Origin of the sequence: Salmonella sp. 3C (assembly GCF_025426275.1) — a bacterium.
GTDB lineage: Bacteria > Pseudomonadota > Gammaproteobacteria > Enterobacterales > Enterobacteriaceae > Salmonella > Salmonella enterica.
This window is the reverse complement of the sequence record NZ_CP104858.1, coordinates 2,711,888-2,730,339: the sequence shown is the minus strand read 5'-3', so window position 1 is coordinate 2,730,339 and position 18,452 is coordinate 2,711,888. Positions and strand designations below refer to the sequence as shown.

16 protein-coding genes are annotated in these 18,452 nt (G+C 54.7%); 12 read left to right on the top strand and 4 right to left on the bottom strand.

Annotated features, from left to right (window positions below; genetic code table 11):
- Window positions 1-82 precede the first annotated feature (82 nt).
- Both mrcB and hrpB read right to left on the bottom strand, forming a co-directional pair.
- Window positions 83-2,605 carry a bifunctional glycosyl transferase/transpeptidase gene (mrcB, locus tag N7E69_RS12875; RefSeq protein WP_000918129.1) on the bottom strand — a complete coding sequence of 841 codons (2,523 nt, stop codon included), beginning with the start codon at window positions 2,603-2,605 and terminating at the stop codon, window positions 83-85.
- A 140-nt stretch (window positions 2,606-2,745) separates the two neighbouring features.
- Window positions 2,746-5,175, bottom strand: a complete 2,430-nt coding sequence (hrpB, locus tag N7E69_RS12870) for an ATP-dependent helicase HrpB (protein ID WP_001675805.1) — start codon at window positions 5,173-5,175, stop codon at window positions 2,746-2,748.
- A gap of 72 nt (window positions 5,176-5,247) precedes the next feature.
- Here hrpB and thpR point away from each other — a divergent pair, with 72 nt between their 5' ends.
- From thpR to panD, 9 genes are all read left to right on the top strand, one after another.
- Window positions 5,248-5,778, top strand: coding sequence for an RNA 2',3'-cyclic phosphodiesterase (gene thpR, locus N7E69_RS12865; RefSeq protein ID WP_001294175.1), 531 nt, complete (start codon window positions 5,248-5,250; stop codon window positions 5,776-5,778).
- A gap of 16 nt (window positions 5,779-5,794) precedes the next feature.
- The gene (sfsA, locus tag N7E69_RS12860; protein WP_000899412.1) at window positions 5,795-6,499 is read left to right on the top strand and encodes a DNA/RNA nuclease SfsA; all 705 of its coding nucleotides are present in this window, start codon (window positions 5,795-5,797) and stop codon (window positions 6,497-6,499) included.
- Window positions 6,500-6,675: 176 nt separating this feature from the next.
- The gene (gene dksA, locus N7E69_RS12855) at window positions 6,676-7,131 is read left to right on the top strand and encodes an RNA polymerase-binding protein DksA (protein WP_001155232.1); all 456 of its coding nucleotides are present in this window, start codon (window positions 6,676-6,678) and stop codon (window positions 7,129-7,131) included.
- Between the two features lie 68 nt (window positions 7,132-7,199).
- Window positions 7,200-8,096: a tRNA glutamyl-Q(34) synthetase GluQRS gene (gene gluQRS / locus N7E69_RS12850; RefSeq protein ID WP_000132295.1), complete on the top strand. Its 897-nt coding sequence runs from the start codon at window positions 7,200-7,202 to the stop codon at window positions 8,094-8,096.
- Window positions 8,097-8,257: 161 nt separating this feature from the next.
- Complete coding sequence (gene pcnB, locus N7E69_RS12845; RefSeq protein ID WP_204365777.1) at window positions 8,258-9,655, top strand: polynucleotide adenylyltransferase PcnB; 1,398 nt, start codon at window positions 8,258-8,260, stop codon at window positions 9,653-9,655.
- On the top strand, window positions 9,652-10,131 hold the full coding sequence (gene folK, locus N7E69_RS12840; protein ID WP_000150777.1) for a 2-amino-4-hydroxy-6-hydroxymethyldihydropteridine diphosphokinase: 480 nt from the start codon (window positions 9,652-9,654) through the stop codon (window positions 10,129-10,131). The genes pcnB and folK overlap by 4 nt, the downstream gene beginning before the upstream one ends.
- Before the next feature lie 120 nt (window positions 10,132-10,251).
- On the top strand, window positions 10,252-11,043 hold the full coding sequence (gene panB / locus N7E69_RS12835; RefSeq protein WP_000805487.1) for a 3-methyl-2-oxobutanoate hydroxymethyltransferase: 792 nt from the start codon (window positions 10,252-10,254) through the stop codon (window positions 11,041-11,043).
- A 125-nt stretch (window positions 11,044-11,168) separates the two neighbouring features.
- Complete coding sequence (panC, locus tag N7E69_RS12830; protein WP_000905348.1) at window positions 11,169-12,023, top strand: pantoate--beta-alanine ligase; 855 nt, start codon at window positions 11,169-11,171, stop codon at window positions 12,021-12,023.
- A gap of 94 nt (window positions 12,024-12,117) precedes the next feature.
- On the top strand, window positions 12,118-12,498 hold the full coding sequence (gene panD, locus N7E69_RS12825) for an aspartate 1-decarboxylase (RefSeq protein ID WP_000621527.1): 381 nt from the start codon (window positions 12,118-12,120) through the stop codon (window positions 12,496-12,498).
- Window positions 12,499-12,504: 6 nt separating this feature from the next.
- Here the strand turns inward: panD and N7E69_RS12820 are convergent, their stop codons facing one another.
- Window positions 12,505-13,734: a polysaccharide deacetylase family protein gene (locus tag N7E69_RS12820; RefSeq protein WP_000245312.1), complete on the bottom strand. Its 1,230-nt coding sequence runs from the start codon at window positions 13,732-13,734 to the stop codon at window positions 12,505-12,507.
- A 61-nt stretch (window positions 13,735-13,795) separates the two neighbouring features.
- Window positions 13,796-14,236 carry a PTS sugar transporter subunit IIA gene (locus N7E69_RS12815; protein ID WP_023893225.1) on the bottom strand — a complete coding sequence of 147 codons (441 nt, stop codon included), beginning with the start codon at window positions 14,234-14,236 and terminating at the stop codon, window positions 13,796-13,798.
- 369 nt (window positions 14,237-14,605) lie between these two features.
- On the opposite strand from N7E69_RS12815, the gene stiA reads away from it, so the two are divergent.
- The 3 genes from stiA to N7E69_RS12800 are packed head-to-tail and all read left to right on the top strand — an operon-like array spanning window position 14,606 to window position 18,449.
- Window positions 14,606-15,145, top strand: a complete 540-nt coding sequence (gene stiA / locus N7E69_RS12810) for a Sti fimbria major subunit StiA (protein WP_000777530.1) — start codon at window positions 14,606-14,608, stop codon at window positions 15,143-15,145.
- A gap of 47 nt (window positions 15,146-15,192) precedes the next feature.
- Window positions 15,193-15,876, top strand: coding sequence for a fimbrial biogenesis chaperone StiB (gene stiB / locus N7E69_RS12805; RefSeq protein ID WP_001086413.1), 684 nt, complete (start codon window positions 15,193-15,195; stop codon window positions 15,874-15,876).
- Window positions 15,877-15,902: 26 nt separating this feature from the next.
- Entirely contained in the window at window positions 15,903-18,449 is a 2,547-nt protein-coding gene (locus N7E69_RS12800; protein ID WP_001231783.1) for a fimbrial outer membrane usher protein, read from the top strand.
- Window positions 18,450-18,452: the final 3 nt, after the last annotated feature.

Genomic DNA, 18,452 nt, shown 5'->3' with positions numbered 1-18,452 from the left:
TTATTCGGCCTACGTCGCACATAATGGAGTCGTAACGGTGTAGACCGGGTAAGCACAGCGCCACCCGGCACTATTACCGTGATTAATTGCCGCCGAACATCTCCTTAATCCAGCCGGCAACGCCGTCGCTCTTCTCTTCTTTCGGCGGCTGTTGCTGCGCAGGCTGCTGCGGCTGAGACGACTGATCGAACGGATTGCCTGACGGCTGCTGCTGTTGCTGCATCATCTCGCCCTGCTGGCACAGCGTATTTGGATCGTCCGTCCAGACCGGCAGAGTGCGCATACCGCCGCTACAGACAAAATTACCGTCGTAATCAACGCCCATATCCACCACATCTTCCGGCGGCGTCAGAACTAAAGGCGTCGGCGTCTGGTTCGCCAGATAGCGCTGGTAAATCGCCATCGCGCCGCTGGCGCCGTACAATTTCGTCGGCTGGCTGTTATCACGGCCTACCCAGGTGATAGTCACCTGGCTGCCGTCGATACCGGCAAACCAGGTATCGACATTGTTGTTTGTCGTCCCGGTTTTACCGGCCAGATGCAGACCCGGATATTTCGCGCCAAGCTGACGCCCCGTACCACGCTGGACGACCTGCTGCATTGTCCAGAGCGTCAGGTAAGCCGCCTGTGCCGGTACGGCGCGTTCAGCTTGCGGATAACTTTGGTACAGCACTTTACCATCTTCCGCAATAACTGAACGCAGCGCTGATAACGGCGCGCGATTTCCGCCGCTGGCGATAGTCTGGAACGCCTGCGCCACTTCGATCGGCGTCAGGTTCAGCGCTCCTAACAGCATAGCCGGAACCGGATTGAGCTGATCTTTCGGCACGCCGAGCTTCGTCCAGGTATCGGTTACCGCCGGTAAACCTAACGCCATCCCCAGATTGACCGTCGGTACGTTCATTGAGCGAGTTAACGCATCCACCAGCATCACTTTCCCGCTTTCGCTGTAGCGACGATCGTCGTTCTGCGGCGACCAGACCTGACCATTCGGCTGGCGCAGAGAAATCGGCGCATCGGCAATCCAGGTGTTCAGACGGTATAAGTTCGGCTGACTTAACGCGGTCAGATAGGTCGCCGGTTTCGCCAGCGACCCGATGGAACGGCGCGCCTGCATGGCACGGTTATAGCCGGCATACTGCGGCTCCGCCCCGCCAACCATCGCGCGCACCTCGCCGCTAAAGCGATCCACCACCACCATCGCGGTTTCCAGATCGCTCAATTTACGCTGCTTCTTCAACGCCGGAATACCTTCGACAACGGCTTTTTCTGCGGCATCCTGCGCCACGGAGTCAAAGGTGGTGAAGATCTTCACGCCGGAGAGATCTTTAATTTTATCCCCCAGCTTCGCCTGCAGTTCCTGACGAACCATCTGCATAAACGCTGGCTGCGGTGAAATAACGCCGCCGCGCGGCTGTACGCCAAGCGGACGCGCGCTCAGCATGTCATAGAGTTCCTGATCGATGATTTTCTGCTGCTGTAACAGGCGTAACACCAGGTTACGACGCTCCAACGCCAGTTTCGGGTTACGCCACGGGTTATAAATCGACGCCCCTTTTACCATCCCCACCAGTAACGCCTGCTGATCGAGGCTCAATTCCTCTACCGGACGACCAAAGTAATACAGGCTCGCCAGCGGAAAACCGCGAATTTCATTGTCCCCGCTTTGACCGAGGTAGACCTCGTTCATGTACAGCTCAAGAATACGATCTTTACTGTAACGGGCATCCATGATCAGCGCCATGTAGGCTTCATTCGCTTTACGCCAGTATGATCTTTCGCTGGAGAGGAACAGGTTCTTCACCAGCTGCTGGGTTAGCGTACTTGCCCCCTGCACCGTGCGTCCCGCCGTCAGGTTGGCCAGCACCGCACGCCCGATAGAGTAAAGACTAATGCCATCATGCTCATAGAAATGACGGTCTTCCGTCGCCAACAGCGTATCGACCAGCAGATCCGGGAAACCGCTGCGCGGGACGAATAAACGCTGCTCGCCATTTGGCGAAGAAAGCATGGTGATAAGCCGCGGATCGAGACGGAAGAAGCCAAACTGGCGGTTGTTATCCAGATTGACGATGGTTTCCAGACGCCCGTCACTGAACGTCAGCCGCGCGCGCACCTGCCCTTCTTTGCTGTCCGGGAAGTCAAACGGACGACGGATCATCTCAATGCTATTGGCCTGCACGGTAAATTCGCCGGGACGGGTCATCTTCGTCACCAGACGATACTGCGTCGCTTCCAGCAATTTCACCATCTCGTTTTTGCTGACAGGCATGTCTGGCTCAAGGTTCACCATCCGGCCATATACCGCCGCCGGAAGCTGCCAGACCTTGCCATCGATACGGCTGCGGATTTTTTGATCCAGATAGACGCCGTAAATGGCGAACAACACCACAAAAACGATAAACAGTTTTAGCAATAGCCACAGCCAGCCGCGCTTGCCACGAGGCTTACGCCCTTTGCCCTTACCTTTACGCGGCATCGGTTCTTCATCCTCATAGTCATCATCATAATCGTCGTCATGCTGCCGACGACGGCTCACCTTTTGTTTCACAGGACGTGACGGTTTCCCCTTACGTCCAATCGGCTCGCGGTCATTCCCCGCCATGCTTTTTCTCCGCAACATACAGGCGCAAAGGCCCGATTCTCTATTCTTCCGCCAGACGACAGAAGAAGAAATCTCTCAATTTACCCTTTTGCCGGATGGCGATTAACGCCTTATCTGGCCTGGAGGCAACGTATAACACGTCACGAATACTTCTTCGTGCGCCGCGTTGGGGCCGTATTCGCCGGATCGTCCGGCCAGACATGTTTGGGATAACGGCCTTTCATCTCTTTTTGCACTTCGCGATACGCCCCCTGCCAGAAAGCGCTTAAATCGCGCGTAATCTGTAGCGGTCGCTGCGCTGGCGAAAGCAGTTCCAGCACCAGCGGCACGCGGCCCTGAGCGATGGTTGGGGTCTTCGCTTCGCCAAACATTTCCTGCATTCTGACCGCCAGCGCGGGCGGGTTATCTTCATGATAACGAATCGTTATTCGGCTTCCCGTCGGCACAGTGTAATGCCCAGGCAGTTCACTATCCAGACGTTGCAGCATGGCATAGTCAAGCAGTCCCCGTAACGCCTGATTAACGTTCAGGGATTTTAGCCCTCGTAACGACTGTACGCCTGTCATGTGCGGCAGCAACCAGTTTTCCAGAGTCGCCAGCAGCGACGCCTCATCCACGGCAGGCCAGTCATATTCCGGCAGCCATTTCGCCGCACAGTGCAGACGCAGACGGAACTGCTCCGCTTCCGGCGTCCAGTTAAGGACGGACAGACCTTTATCGCGGATGCCGTTCAGCATCGCCTGATGAAGCTCCTCTTCAGACGGCTTCGCCAGTGGCTGAACGCTAACCGTCAACTGTCCAATACGCATTCTGCGCCATGCTTTCAACGTTCCCTGCGCCTCGTCCCATTCAACCGTGTCGGACTGGCGCAGTAAATCAGGACACGCCTGAATAAGCGAGGCAATATCCAGCGGCTGCGCCAACAATATTCGGGCGTCCGGCGAGGCGCTACCTTGCAGTAACAGCGGCGCGATCAGCCATTCATGACGTCCCAACGCGTCATCCGCATCTAACATCGCGCCCATACCATTGGCTAACTGATAGCGCCCTTCCTGACCACGACGCCGCGCGATGCGGTCGCTAAACGCTCTGGCCAACAGCGGCATAATAAGCGCGCTATCCGGCTCGCCATTACGCACCTGCAGCCGTTTTAAAAGCTGCTGGCTACGCTGCTGCCAGCCCGGCTGTCGCCGCGAAAATAGCACGCTTAAATCCGTACCGCCGCCGCGCGGCGGGTCCTCAAGGATGGCCGCGAGCATGGCGGCGGTGGCGGCGCTATCGCCCTCGTCGGCGTTGACTAACATCGCCGCCAGGCGCGGATCGTTACCCATTGCCGCCATTTTCCGGCCCCGCGCGCTTAACCGCTCGCCCTCCAGCGCGCCTAACATCAATAATAAACGGCGGGCGGCCTGAAGATTCACCTCCGGCGGCCTGTCCAGCCAGAAAAGCGATGCCGGATCGTGACATCCCCACTGCAACACCTCCATCAATAAACCGGAAAGGTCGCTGTGTAAGATTTCCGGATCGCTTTGCGCCGCCGCCCGCTCCGCCTGTTCTTTGGCCAGCAGATGTAAACAGATCCCCGGCGCCAGTCGTCCGGCGCGCCCCGCGCGCTGCGTCATTGACGCCTGACTGATACGCTGCGTAACCAGCCGCGTCAGTCCCGTTCGCGCGTCGAATCGCGCCACGCGCTCCTGAGCGCTATCGACGACCAGACGAATCCCTTCAATCGTCAAACTGGTTTCGGCAATGTTAGTCGCCAACACCACTTTACGCATCCCGACGGGGGCGGGAACAATCGCTTTGCGTTGCGCCTCCAAAGACAATGCGCCATACAGCGGACAAAGCAGGACATCGCTCCCTACCCGCGACGCCAGATGTTCATGAACGCGCTGTATTTCACCTACGCCGGGTAAAAATAGCAGCAGCGAACCGTTTTCATTGCGCAACAGTTCCGCTGTCGCCATCGCGACGGCTTCATCAAAACGCAAATGCGTCGCGAGCGGCTGATAACGTCGCTCCACCGGGAACGCGCGCCCCTCCGAGACGATCGTCGGCGCATCAGGCAGTCGCTGACAAAGCCTGTCGTTATCCAGCGTCGCAGACATGATTAACAGCCTGAGATCGTCACGGAGCCCTTGCTGGATATCCAGCAACAGCGCCAACGCTAAATCCGCCTGTAAACTGCGCTCATGAAATTCATCCAGTATCACCAGCCCCACGCCGCGTAATTCGGGATCGCGCTGAATCATTCTGGTCAATACGCCTTCTGTCACCACTTCCAGCCGGGTACGCGGCCCCACGCAGCTTTGCGCGCGCATCCGGTAACCTACCGTTTCGCCAGGCTTTTCATTCAACGCTTCCGCCAGACGCTGCGCGACATTACGCGCCGCCAGACGACGCGGTTCAAGCAGGAGAATTTTTCCAGCAACTGGCCCCTGTTGCAGGAGTTGCAACGGCAGCCAGGTGGATTTCCCCGCCCCGGTAGGCGCGGACAACAAAACCTGCGGCGCGGTTTTTAGGGCTGTCAACAATTCAGGCAATACGGCGGCAACGGGCAATGACGTCACAAACGGCTCCACGGGGTTAACTTTCTTTGCGCCGCATTGTAGCATCGTGTTAATCCATAACCGAGTATCCCTATGTCTGAGCCAAAACGGCTGTTTTTTGCGATTGACTTACCCGACGACGCGCGCGCGCAAATTATCGCCTGGCGCGCCGCCCATTTTGCGTCTGAAGACGGACGCCCCGTGGCAGCGGCGAACCTGCACCTGACGCTGGCCTTTTTAGGCGACGTCAGTAACGATAAGCAGCGCGCGCTTGCGCAACTGGCCGGACGAATTCGCCAGCCGGGCTTTACGCTACATCTGGATGACGCCGGTCAGTGGCTGCGTTCACGCGTGGTGTGGCTGGGGATGCGCCAGCCGCCGCGCGGGTTGTTGCAGTTGGCTAATATGCTGCGCGCGCAGGCCGCCCGCAGCGGTTGTTACCAAAGCCCGCAGCCTTTTCACCCGCATATTACGCTGCTGCGCGACGCCAGCCATACGGTGGCTATCCCGCCGCCGGGCTTTTGCTGGTCATTTCCGGTCACGTCGTTTGCGCTTTACGCCTCTTCGTATGGGCAAGGCCGTACCCGCTATGCCGAGCTGCAGCGCTGGACGCTGGGCGAATAATAATGAAGGAATGTCGATGCTATTCTCCCCCCCTTTACAACGCGCTACGCTAATTCAGCGCTATAAACGTTTTTTAGCCGATGTGATCACCCCTGACGGTACAACGCTTACGCTGCACTGTCCTAATACCGGCGCGATGACCGGCTGCGCCACGCCTGGCGATACCGTCTGGTATTCGACATCAGAAAATACTAAACGCAAATATCCGCATACCTGGGAATTGACTGAAACGCAATCCGGCGCATTCATTTGCGTGAATACGCTGCGGGCAAACCAGCTAACGAAAGAAGCGATTCAGGAGAATCGCCTGCCGGCGCTGGCGGGGTACAATATTCTGAAAAGTGAAGTCAAATATGGCGCCGAGCGCAGCCGTATAGATTTTATGTTACAGGCAGATTTCCGCCCGGACTGCTATATTGAAGTGAAATCGGTCACGTTAGCGGAAAAAGAAAACGGTTATTTTCCCGACGCCATCACCGAACGAGGGCAAAAACATCTTCGGGAATTGATGGGCGTTGCGGCGGCAGGTCATCGCGCAGTGGTGGTGTTCGCGGTGCTGCACTCCGCCATTACACGTTTTTCCCCCGCACGTCATATCGATATAAAATACGCGCAGCTATTGAGCGAGGCTCAGAATAAAGGCGTGGAAGTTTTAGCTTATAAAGCAGAACTTTCAGCCCAAAAAATGGAACTGAACGAACCAGTACCCATAACGTTGTAGTGGAATAACAGCCTGATTATTAAGTATTCTGGCCGCGTGCGTAAATACGCTTTTCCTCACAGGGTTGTCAAGTGTTACGTTTAGATAATTGCTATCCGGAAAAGCATCTGCTATTTATAGCGACCTGATTTTCCCCCGAACATGGGGATCGATAGTGCGTGTTAAGGAGAAGCAACATGCAAGAAGGGCAAAACCGTAAAACATCGTCCCTGAGTATTCTCGCCATCGCTGGGGTGGAGCCGTACCAGGAGAAACCGGGCGAAGAGTATATGAACGAAGCCCAGCTATCGCACTTCAAGCGTATTCTTGAAGCATGGCGTAATCAACTCCGGGATGAAGTCGATCGCACTGTGACGCACATGCAGGACGAAGCCGCCAACTTCCCCGATCCGGTCGATCGCGCCGCGCAGGAAGAGGAGTTTAGCCTGGAGTTACGTAATCGTGACCGTGAGCGCAAACTGATCAAAAAGATCGAGAAGACGCTGAAGAAAGTGGAAGATGAAGACTTCGGTTATTGCGAGTCCTGCGGGGTGGAGATTGGTATCCGCCGCCTGGAAGCGCGTCCAACAGCCGATCTGTGCATCGACTGCAAAACGCTGGCTGAAATTCGCGAAAAACAGATGGCGGGTTAATCCCGTTCGTTTCTACCCTATTTATGACAGGCGGGAGTTTTCCCGCCTTATTCTTTATTGCCCGCAGCATGACTGACTCACACTATATTGGCCGTTTCGCGCCGTCGCCATCCGGCGAACTGCATTTCGGCTCGTTAATCGCCGCCCTCGGCAGCTATCTACAAGCCCGTGCGCAACGCGGAATTTGGCGCGTTCGCATCGAGGATATCGACCCCCCACGTGAAGTTCCCGGTGCCGCAGCGACCATTCTGCGCCAGCTGGAACATTACGGCCTGCACTGGGATGGCGAGGTCTTATGGCAATCACAGCGTCATGAGGCTTATCGCGAGGCGCTGGCCTGGCTTCACGAGCAGGGACTGAGCTACTACTGCACTTGCCCCCGCTCGCGCATTCAGCGTCTGGGCGGTATTTACGACGGCCATTGCCGGACGTTATGCCACGGGCCGGAGAATGCCGCCGTCAGAATTAAACAGCAGCATCCGGTGATGCATTTCCATGATGCCTTGCGCGGCGACATCCAGGCTGACCCACAGCTGGCGAGCGAAGATTTTATTATCCACCGCCGCGACGGACTGTTTGCTTATAACCTGGCCGTGGTGGTCGACGATCATTTTCAGGGGGTGACGGAGATCGTCCGCGGCGCAGATTTAATCGAACCCACTGTCCGACAACTTTCGCTGTATAAACAGTTTGGCTGGCGTGCGCCAGGCTACGTGCACCTTCCGCTGGCGCTCAACGAACAAGGCGCTAAACTTTCCAAGCAAAATCATGCCCCTGCGCTTGCGACAGGCGATCCGCGCCCGGTACTGGTCCAGGCATTGCGCTTTTTAGGCCAACGCGACGTCGTAGCGTGGCAGGAGATGTCTGTTGAGGAGTTGCTGCGCTTTGCGGTGGCGCACTGGAGGCTTACAGCCGTACCCACATCGGCTAATGTAAATCCGGCATTCTCAAATGCGTCTCGCTGAGCTATGATTAGCCGCTATTTTTGCTCATCGTCTTTCGCATTGCTGCGGCGTTAATGATGCTTACAGCCCAGGTCGCGTTGCTCTCTTACGCCCGTCTGCCGTAATGCGAAAGACATAGAGTAAGTTGATCTTATTAATGTATGACACTACCGAGGTGCGCTATTTTTACCCGAGTCGCTAATTTTTGCCGTAAGGTGTTAAGCCGCGAGGAGAGCGAGGCAGAACAAGCCGTCGCCCGTCCACATATGACGATTATCCCGCGTGAACAGCACGCTATCTCCCGCAAAGATATCAGTGAAAATGCCCTCAAGGTACTGTACAGGCTGAACAAAGCGGGCTATGAAGCCTACCTGGTCGGCGGCGGTGTCCGCGATCTCCTGCTCGGCAAAAAGCCGAAGGATTTCGACGTGACTACCAACGCAACACCGGATCAGGTACGGAAATTATTCCGCAATTGCCGTCTGGTGGGACGTCGTTTCCGCCTAGCTCACGTGATGTTTGGCCCGGAAATTATCGAAGTGGCAACGTTTCGTGGTCATCATGAAGGCAGTGAAAGCGACCGTACGACCTCCCAGCGTGGGCAAAACGGTATGCTGCTGCGCGACAACATCTTCGGCTCTATCGAAGAAGATGCCCAGCGCCGCGATTTCACCATCAACAGCCTTTACTACAGCGTGGCGGATTTTACCGTGCGCGATTACGTCGGCGGGATGCAGGATCTGCAAGAAGGCGTGATTCGCCTGATCGGCAATCCGGAAACGCGCTACCGCGAAGATCCGGTTCGAATGCTGCGCGCCGTGCGTTTCGCTGCGAAGCTCAATATGCGTATCAGCCCTGAAACGGCTGAGCCAATCCCGCGTCTGGCAACCTTGCTAAACGACATTCCTCCCGCGCGCCTGTTCGAAGAGTCGCTGAAGCTGTTGCAGGCGGGGAACGGTTATGAAACCTATCAACAACTGCGGGAATACCACCTCTTCCAGCCGTTGTTTCCTACCATTACGCGTTATTTCACCGAAAACGGCGACAGCGCAATGGAACGCATCATTGCGCAGGTGTTGAAGAATACGGATAACCGCATCCGTAACGAGATGCGCGTTAACCCGGCGTTTTTGTTTGCCGCCATGTTCTGGTATCCGCTGCTGGAGATGGCGCAAAAAATCGCTCAGGAGAGCGGCCTTGCCTATTACGATGCTTTCGCGCTGGCCATGAATGACGTGCTGGATGAAGCCTGCCGTTCACTGGCGATCCCGAAACGCCTTACCACGCTTACCCGTGATATTTGGCAGCTTCAGTTACGCATGTCCCGTCGTCAGGGCAAACGCGCCTGGAAACTGATGGAACATCCCAAATTCCGCGCCGCGTTTGATTTGCTGGAGCTGCGCGCTCAGGTGGAAAATAATACTGAACTGCAACGTCTGGCGCAGTGGTGGGCCGAGTTTCAGGCTTCCGCGCCGCCAGAACAAAAAGGGATGCTCAACGAGCTGGACGACGATCCTGCTCCACGCCGCCGCCGTTCACGTCCGCGCAAACGCGCGCCGCGCCGCGAGGGCTCCGTATGACGATCGCGTATATCGCGCTTGGCAGTAATCTGGCCTCTCCGCTGGAGCAGGTCAATGCCGCCCTGAAGGCTATCGCCGACATTCCCGATAGCCGTATCGTCACGGTGTCTTCGTTTTACCGCACGCCGCCGCTTGGTCCACAGGATCAGCCGGACTACCTGAACGCCGCGGTGGCGCTGGATACCGCCCTCGCCCCCGAAGAATTGCTTAACCATACCCAGCGCATTGAGCTGCAACAGGGCCGGGTGCGCAAAGCCGAACGCTGGGGGCCACGCACGCTGGATCTCGACATTATGCTGTTTGGCGATGAAGTCATTAACACCGACCGTCTGACCGTGCCGCACTACGACATGAAAAACCGCGGTTTTATGCTGTGGCCGTTATTCGAAATCGCTCCTGATCTGATCTTTCCGGATGGTATCAGCCTGCATCAGCATCTCACCCATCTTGGTGCTGCAAAACCCGCCCACTGGTAAAACATCGCCTCCCCTTTAGCGTTTACTGCTTTAGCGCCAAACGATTGCTTAAATCAATTGCCCCCCTGAATATGACTGTTAGAATGCCGGGAAATATAACTTTTACCATCAGGAAACGTTATGAAACCCACCACTATTTCACTGCTGCAGAAATGCAAGCAAGAGAAAAAACGCTTCGCGACAATTACCGCCTACGACTACAGCTTCGCTAAGTTATTTGCCGACGAAGGTATCAATGTGATGCTGGTTGGCGACTCACTGGGCATGACGATTCAGGGGCACGACTCCACCCTGCCGGTCACCGTGGAAGATATCGCTTACCACACTCGTGCCGTGCGACGTGGCGCGCCCAACTGTCTATTGCTCTCCGACCTGCCGTTTATGGCTTACGCCACCCCGGAACAGGCATGTGAAAACGCGGCTATCGTGATGCGTGCGGGGGCCAATATGGTCAAAATTGAAGGCGGCGCCTGGCTGGTTGATACGGTGAAAATGCTCACCGAACGTGCCGTGCCGGTTTGTGGTCATCTGGGGTTAACGCCCCAGTCGGTGAATATCTTCGGCGGCTATAAAATTCAGGGCCGTGGAGATGCAGGACAAGTGCTGCTGGATGACGCGCTGGCTTTAGAAGCCGCTGGCGCTCAACTGCTGGTGCTGGAGTGCGTGCCGGTTGAGCTGGCGAAGCGCGTCACGGAAGCGCTGTCGATTCCGGTGATCGGCATCGGCGCGGGCAACGTCACCGACGGTCAGATCCTGGTGATGCACGATGCGTTTGGCATCACCGGCGGCCATATTCCCAAATTCGCGAAAAATTTCCTTGCTGAAGCAGGCGACATGCGCGCCGCCGTACAGCAGTATATGGCTGAAGTGGAGTCCGGCGTTTATCCGGGCGAAGAACACAGCTTTCACTAATTTTTCTGACCGTGCCGGATGGCGACGCGACGCGTCTTATCCGGCCTACAGATCCTCAACGGATGTAGGCCTGATAAGCGCAGCGCCATCGGGCAGGATCATCAAGCAACTCAAGGAGTTTTGTTGTGCTAATCATTGAAACCCTGCCGCTGCTGCGCCAGCATATTCGTCGTCTGCGTCAGGAAGGTAAACGCGTCGCACTGGTTCCCACCATGGGCAACCTGCACGACGGCCATATGAAGCTGGTCGATGAGGCAAAAGCCCGGGCTGATGTGGTGATCGTCAGCATTTTCGTCAACCCGATGCAGTTTGACCGGCCGGACGATCTGGTGCGTTATCCGCGCACGCTGCAGGAAGATTGTGAAAAGCTGAACAAACGCAAAGTCGATTATGTCTTTGCGCCAGCCGTTGAGGAAATCTACCCGCAGGGGCTGGAAGGCCAAACGTACGTTGATGTTCCCGGCCTCTCTACCATGCTGGAAGGCGCCAGCCGTCCGGGTCATTTCCGCGGCGTCTCGACCATCGTCAGCAAGCTGTTCAACCTGATCCAGCCGGATATCGCCTGCTTTGGCGAGAAGGATTTCCAGCAACTGGCGCTGATCCGCAAAATGGTGGCGGATATGAGTTATGACATTGAGATCGTCGGCGTGCCGATTATTCGCGCTAAAGACGGTCTGGCGCTCAGCTCACGTAACGCTTATCTGACCGCAGAGCAGCGCAAAATTGCGCCGGGTCTATACAACGTGATGAATAGCATCGCTGAAAAACTGATTGCGGGTAATCGTGAGCTGCAAGAGATTATTGCCATTGCCGAACAGGAACTGAATGAAAAAGGCTTCCGTGCCGACGACATTCAAATCCGTGATGCCGACACGCTGCAGGAGCTGACGGAAACCAGCAAACGCGCAGTGATTCTGGCCGCCGCCTGGCTGGGTCAGGCGCGTCTGATCGATAATCAAAGCGTTACATTAGCCCAGTAGACAGGGGTTAAAAATCGGGCAATACTGCCTGAGAATTTCCAAAGCAGGCCACAAGCGCCTGCTTAGCCAAGGTAAACGACAGGGTAAAGAAGTTATGATTCGCACCATGCTGCAAGGCAAGCTCCACCGTGTAAAAGTCACGCAGGCGGACCTGCACTACGAAGGTTCTTGTGCCATTGACCAGGATTTCCTTGATGCCTCCGGTATTCTGGAAAACGAAGCGATTGATATCTGGAACGTGACCAATGGGAAACGTTTCTCAACCTATGCGATTGCGGCTGAACGCGGCTCCAGAATCATCTCGGTGAACGGTGCGGCGGCGCACTGTGCTGAAGTTGGCGACATTGTGATTATCGCCAGCTTCGTCACCATGTCTGATGAAGAAGCGCGTACATGGAGTCCGAAAGTGGCCTATTTTGAAGGCGACAACGAAATGAAGCGCACCGCGAAAGCTATTCCGGTACAGGTTGCCTGATAGTCCTTATCCCTGCGGCTGGTTGCTGATCAGCCGCGACATCGTTTCCAGCGAATCCGTGCGTAAAATATACAGCCTTTTGAGCAGCATCGGATTATCTCCCGGCTTCACCTTCCCTCTCACCGTGGTGACCGCCAGATGGAAACCGGCGTCTTTTGCTGCTTTGATCGCGGTCGCGTTATAGCCGCCAAAGGGATAAGAAAGATAAAATACGTGCGGAGTAAACTGTGTGAGCGCCCTCCGCGAACGTTCAAAATCAAACAGAATATTATGGTAGCTGCGGCTATATAAAATCGGGCGGCGATGCCCGTCTACCCGGTGTAAAAAATGGGTATGCGACTGAAAATCAAAAACATCGCTTATCTTGCGCAATTCGGACACGCTCATAAATTGCAGCGACCTGGGATTCCATTTTTGCGGATGGCGCTTAATACGCGATGAGATAATAAATGCCGTCGCTTTCATATCGTACTGCTTTAATACCGGATACGCATAGCGACTCACCGATTTAAGGCCATCATCAAAGGTGATAGCCACCGCGCGCGCCGGGAAATTAGCGCGGTTATAGATGTAATCCTCCAGTTGGTACATCGTCAACGTGGCATAGCCGCGATCGCGAAGCCAGGTCATTTGGTTGCTGAATGCCCGAACCGAAGTCGTGGTGGACGTATGGCGAAAACGAGTATTCTCTTCATCACGTAAGATGTGATGATAGGTCAAAATCGGAATGCCGTTGTCTTCCTGCGCATCCATGGCGCTGACATAAGCCAGCCTGTCGCCAATACGGATCTGATACCAGGTTTGATGTAGCCGGCCTTTCAGCTTGCTAATAATGGGGTAACGCAAATTATCCACCAATACGCCAAACGGGGCGCTACTGATGTCCGGCGCGTTATACACCGGCGTGTCCTTCCAGGTCACCAGATTCTGATTGCTGAGCGGCTTGTTAAGATCGCCCAGGCCATCTTCCACTTTTTGTTTTCCCTGCACGGATTCCAGATGGCCTTTATCGATAAAGCCCACACCGAAGCCGAATTTAAAGGCATAATAATCAGCCGCAACAGGCGTTACGGAAAGAATTTGTCCGGCGCGGATATTCCCTACGGTCACCATTTTGTCGCCAATCTGCGACCAGATGGCGGCATCTTTCGTCGTTTGCATATAACGAGCGGGCAAGGCAGCCAACACATTACCGGCGAAAAAGAACAGCAAGATAAGAACAACGCGCATAACCATATATCATAACCGAGGCGAAAAAACGCCGTCATTGTAGCAAAAGCGTCGTCAATGGTATTGATCAAAACTCATACGAATCATGCAGCAATACAAAAGGCGGATTTTTCTGCTGCTGATGCCAGAGACTGGTGACATCCGGCGCGCCAAGCGCGACAATCTGGTCGCGAAATGCTGAACTGCTCATTGACTCTCGCCAAGTAATCATTTCCTCCATCAATGAATAGCTAACACCGGAAATAACTTCACATTGAGAATGTTTATGGCTCATCAGCGACGCTACACGATAAGGCGCCGCGCCGGAAATGTCGGTTAAAAATATCACGCCTTCACCGGAGTCGGTGGCATGGAGGGCGTCACACATCATGCGGCTGAGCATATTTACGCTTAACCCACGCCAGAAATTGACCGCCCGACACTGCGCCAACGGCCCATACTTCTTTTCAAGACCTTCGAGCATTTCCTGCGCCCGATCGTCATGACAGGAAATGCCCCATCCCAGCATAACTTCTCCTCCATTGAGCTCCAATCCTGCATGATGTCAGCATGTTTTTTTGGCCGACAACACACTATGACCACGATCATTTTTTATTCAAAAAAATTTGCATTATTTTTAAAATTGTTAGCAGCCTTCATAGAATCTGGCCCATTAAAGGGTAATCACGGCGATTCAATTAAACAAACACTCACCAAAATAATTGATTAAATATATATTATAAATATTTCATATTTATGTATTCTGAATTTTTCTTCGCGCCGTAAAAATCATCGGACATTATATTTACTCATTCGGGAATAAAAAGAACAATAACTTTCCACACTATAGATATTGTTACTATGTCAATATTTATAATATCTTAAAGGATCAAAGATAATGAAACTCTCCTTAAAAACACTCACTGTGGCACTGGCCGCCATCACCCTCTCCCCCGCCGCGCTGGCAGACACCGCCAAAGACGGCACCGTACATATCACCGGCCTCATTAAGCAAAACGCCTGTACGGTAAAAACGGATTCAGTAGAGGTGACATTACAGGAAGAATTTGCCTCTCTTTTCACTGCCGCAGGGCAGACGGCAGGGGATACAGACTTCACCATCGAACTCGAAAACTGCGACGCAAACGTCTACAGCAGTGTACAGGCGCGCTTTGAAGGCACACTCGACGGAACCGATGCGACCATCCTGAAAAATGAGGATGATGCTGAGAATATTGGCGTGCAAATTCTTGATAAAACTAGCACCCCTATGACCTTTAACGATCTTCAGGCATGGTCTGCCGCAGTCGCGCTCCCTACAGCAGAGGGGGTGACGGAACTCTCAATGCCTTTCACCGCCCGCTATATCGCCACCGCGGTTCCCGTTAAGTCGGGAACGGTCGATGCAACTGCAACATTCTATCTGCAATATAACTGATCCTGGTGGCCAGCGTCGGCTGGCCCCTTTGTTTATTGAGGTCATCAATGAATTCATTGGCTAAAGCAGGGTTGCTTTGTTGCCTGTTGTGCGGTTCGCTGGCGCATGCCGCAGGGATAAACATCGGCACAACGCGGGTTATTTTTCACGGCGATGCCAAAGATGCGTCCATATCGATAAGCAATAGCGACAACGTTCCCTATTTAATTCAGTCCTGGGCGCAATCGATCAGTGAAACCGGGGCGAGCGGTGATGCGCCGTTTATGGTCACCCCGCCGCTTTTTCGCCTTAATGGCGGGCAAAAAAACGTACTGCGAATTATCCGTACCGGCGGTAATTTGCCGGAAGATCGCGAGTCGATGTACTGGCTGGATATTAAATCGATTCCCAGCAGCAATCCGGACAATAAACACAACACACTCATGCTGGCCGTTAAAGCGGAATTTAAGCTGATTTACCGGCCAAAAGCGTTAACCCAAAAACCAGAAGAGGTTGCCGATCGATTAACGTGGTCGCGTCAGGGTCGCACGCTCACCGTGAAGAACCCCACGCCCTATTATATGAACTTCGCCACCCTTTCCGTTGGCAGTCAAAAAGTGAAAGCCCCGCGCTATGTGGCGCCTTTCGGCAACGCGCAGTACACGCTGCCTGCCGCCGCCAGCGGCCCGATCGCCTGGTCTATCATCAACGATTTTGGCGGTACTGGCCCCGAACATAAACAAACGCCTTGAGAAGAGTGACAGGGATGAGAGTGCCGATGCGCAAAAGGCAACACCGGGTATTTTATTTATCGCGCTGCGCTGTGTGTATCGCGCTGGGCAGCACGTTCACACACGTTGCATGGGCGCGCGACTATTTCAATCCGGCATTTATTGAAAACCATGGGCAGGCGAGTCGCACAAGCGTCGATCTGTCGACATTTGATAACGACAAAAGCCAGCTGCCTGGCACCTATTACGTCACTATCAATATCAATAAAACAGAAATCGGCGCACGAAACGTTGATTTTCAACTCGCGACGCTCAGTGACGGTCAACAGGCATTACAGGGCTGTTTACGGCTCCAGGAACTAAAAGATAACGGCGTCAAAACCGACCTTTTTCCAACGCTGGAGAGTGAAAAAGGCTGCGTCGATCTCAGCGTTATCCCCGGCGCCAGCCAGCGGTTTGATTTTCAGCAACAGGCATTATCAGTAAGCATCCCGCAACTCTACATCGCCAACAACGCACGCGGCTACGTACCGCCGGAAAAGTGGCAGGAGGGGATTACCGCGCTGATGCTGAACTACAGCTTCAGCGGCTATAAAGAGTACGGTTCCAGTGAGGATTCCGACGATGCGGAATCGAAGTATCTCGCTCTCCAGCCGGGTTTTAACCTCGGGCCGTGGCGTTTTCGCAACTACAGTAACTGGAGTTCAAATAACGGCGAGAGCGGTAGCTGGAACAGCGTTTATAACTATTTACAGCGCGACATTATCGCGCTGAAAAGCCAGTTCACCGCCGGAGACAGCAATACGCCATCCGACGTGTTCGACAGCGTACCTTTTCGCGGCCTCCAGCTCACCTCTGACGATCAAATGCAGCCCAACAGCCAGCGTGGTTACGCCCCGACGATTCGCGGCATCGCCCGCTCAAACGCGCAGGTTATCGTGCGGCAAAACGGCTATATCGCCTATCAGACCGCCGTTTCGCCGGGCGAATTTGAAATCAACGATATGTTTCCCACCGGCAGCAACGGCGACTATGACGTGACGGTAAAAGAAACCGACGGCAGCGAACAGCACTTTATCGTGCCCTACTCTTCGCTGCCGATTCTGCAGCGCACCGGACGGGCAAAATACAGCGTGACCGTGGGTAAATATCGCGATTATAACAACCACACGCTGGACGACTTCGGCCAGGCGACCCTGCTGTACGGCCTGCCGTGGGGCATCACCCTGTACGGCGGCAGCCAGATTGCCGGCGATAAATACCAGTCCGTCGCCTTCGGCGTCGGGCAAAATATGCAGATGCTGGGGGCCATTTCCCTGGACGGCATCTGGTCGCACGCCAAATTTGACGATGGCCGCAAAGAAATCGGGCAATCCTGGCGCGTCCGCTACAGCAAGGGCGTCGTCAGTACGGGCACCACGTTTTCGCTGGCCGGCTATCGTTACGCCAGCGAAAACTACAATTCGCTGAGCGAGGTGATCAACCCGGACGACGATTTTTATGATAACTACGGCAAGCGCCATAATCGTTTCGAAGCTTCGGTCAACCAGCAAATTAGCAATACGCTCGGTTCCTTAACGCTAAGTTGGGTCAAAGAAGATTACTGGCACAGCGCGCAGCAGATGGAATCCCTGAGCGCCAGCTACAACAATAGCTGGGGTCCGGTGAGCTATACGCTGAGCTACAGCTATAACAAAAACACCTACCAGTACCGTTCGGACAATGACGATGATGACAACGACGACGATCGTTATAACCAGAACGATCGGCTGTTCACGCTGTCGCTGCACGTTCCGTTTACGGTGTTCGATTCCAGGCTATACGCCAGCTATATGCTGAACACGCGTAAGCACGATGCCACGGTGAACAGCACCACCCTTAGCGGCACCGCGCTGCGTGACAGAAACCTGAACTGGTCGTTACAGCAAAGCCACAGCACACAAGACGGTGATTCCGGCGGGGTAAACGCCAGCTATAAAGGCACTTATGCCAACCTCAACGCCGGTTACAATCAGTCGCCAGATAGCCAACAAGTCAGCTACGGCATCAGCGGCGGCATTCTGGCGCACGAAAACGGTATTACCCTGAGCCAGCCGATTACCGGCGCGGCGATTTTAATTAAAGCGCCCGGCGCCAGCGGCGTTTCGGTTGAAAACCAGACCGGCGTCGCCACCGACTTCCGGGGTTATACGGTGATCCCCAACGTCACGCCGTATTATCGCTACGATATCTCGCTCGACAGCAGCACGTTTGCTGACAACGTGGATATTCCGCTCAACAACCAGACCGTCTACCCGACGCGTAATGCGGTGGTGCGCGCGGCGTATGACACGCATAAGGGCTATCGCGTGTTGTTAACGCTGACGCGCAGCAATGGCGAGCCCGTGCCCTTTGGCGCGACGGCAAGCGTCGATGGGCAGGATGCGAACCTGGCCAGTATCGTCGGCGATAAAGGCCAGGTCTTCCTCAGCGGCCTGCCGGAAGAGGGCCTGCTGCTGGTGAACTGGGGAAGCGCCTCTTGCCGCGCGGATTACCACCTGGATATCAGCAAAAATATGAACGGCATAGTGATGGCGAACGCCGTCTGCCAGTGAGGA

Excerpts from the sequence above, each read along its gene's own strand:
- mrcB (WP_000918129.1), bottom strand. The coding sequence starts at position 2,605 with ATGGCGGGGAATGACCGCGAGCCGATTGGACGTAAGGGGAAACCGTCA.
- thpR (WP_001294175.1), top strand. The coding sequence starts at position 5,248 with ATGTCTGAGCCAAAACGGCTGTTTTTTGCGATTGACTTACCCGACGAC.
- sfsA (WP_000899412.1), top strand. The coding sequence starts at position 5,795 with ATGCTATTCTCCCCCCCTTTACAACGCGCTACGCTAATTCAGCGCTAT.
- dksA (WP_001155232.1), top strand. The coding sequence starts at position 6,676 with ATGCAAGAAGGGCAAAACCGTAAAACATCGTCCCTGAGTATTCTCGCC.
- gluQRS (WP_000132295.1), top strand. The coding sequence starts at position 7,200 with ATGACTGACTCACACTATATTGGCCGTTTCGCGCCGTCGCCATCCGGC.
- folK (WP_000150777.1), top strand. The coding sequence starts at position 9,652 with ATGACGATCGCGTATATCGCGCTTGGCAGTAATCTGGCCTCTCCGCTG.
- panB (WP_000805487.1), top strand. The coding sequence starts at position 10,252 with ATGAAACCCACCACTATTTCACTGCTGCAGAAATGCAAGCAAGAGAAA.
- panD (WP_000621527.1), top strand. The coding sequence starts at position 12,118 with ATGATTCGCACCATGCTGCAAGGCAAGCTCCACCGTGTAAAAGTCACG.
- N7E69_RS12820 (WP_000245312.1), bottom strand. The coding sequence starts at position 13,734 with ATGGTTATGCGCGTTGTTCTTATCTTGCTGTTCTTTTTCGCCGGTAAT.
- N7E69_RS12815 (WP_023893225.1), bottom strand. The coding sequence starts at position 14,236 with ATGCTGGGATGGGGCATTTCCTGTCATGACGATCGGGCGCAGGAAATG.
- stiA (WP_000777530.1), top strand. The coding sequence starts at position 14,606 with ATGAAACTCTCCTTAAAAACACTCACTGTGGCACTGGCCGCCATCACC.
- stiB (WP_001086413.1), top strand. The coding sequence starts at position 15,193 with ATGAATTCATTGGCTAAAGCAGGGTTGCTTTGTTGCCTGTTGTGCGGT.
- N7E69_RS12800 (WP_001231783.1), top strand. The coding sequence starts at position 15,903 with ATGCGCAAAAGGCAACACCGGGTATTTTATTTATCGCGCTGCGCTGTG.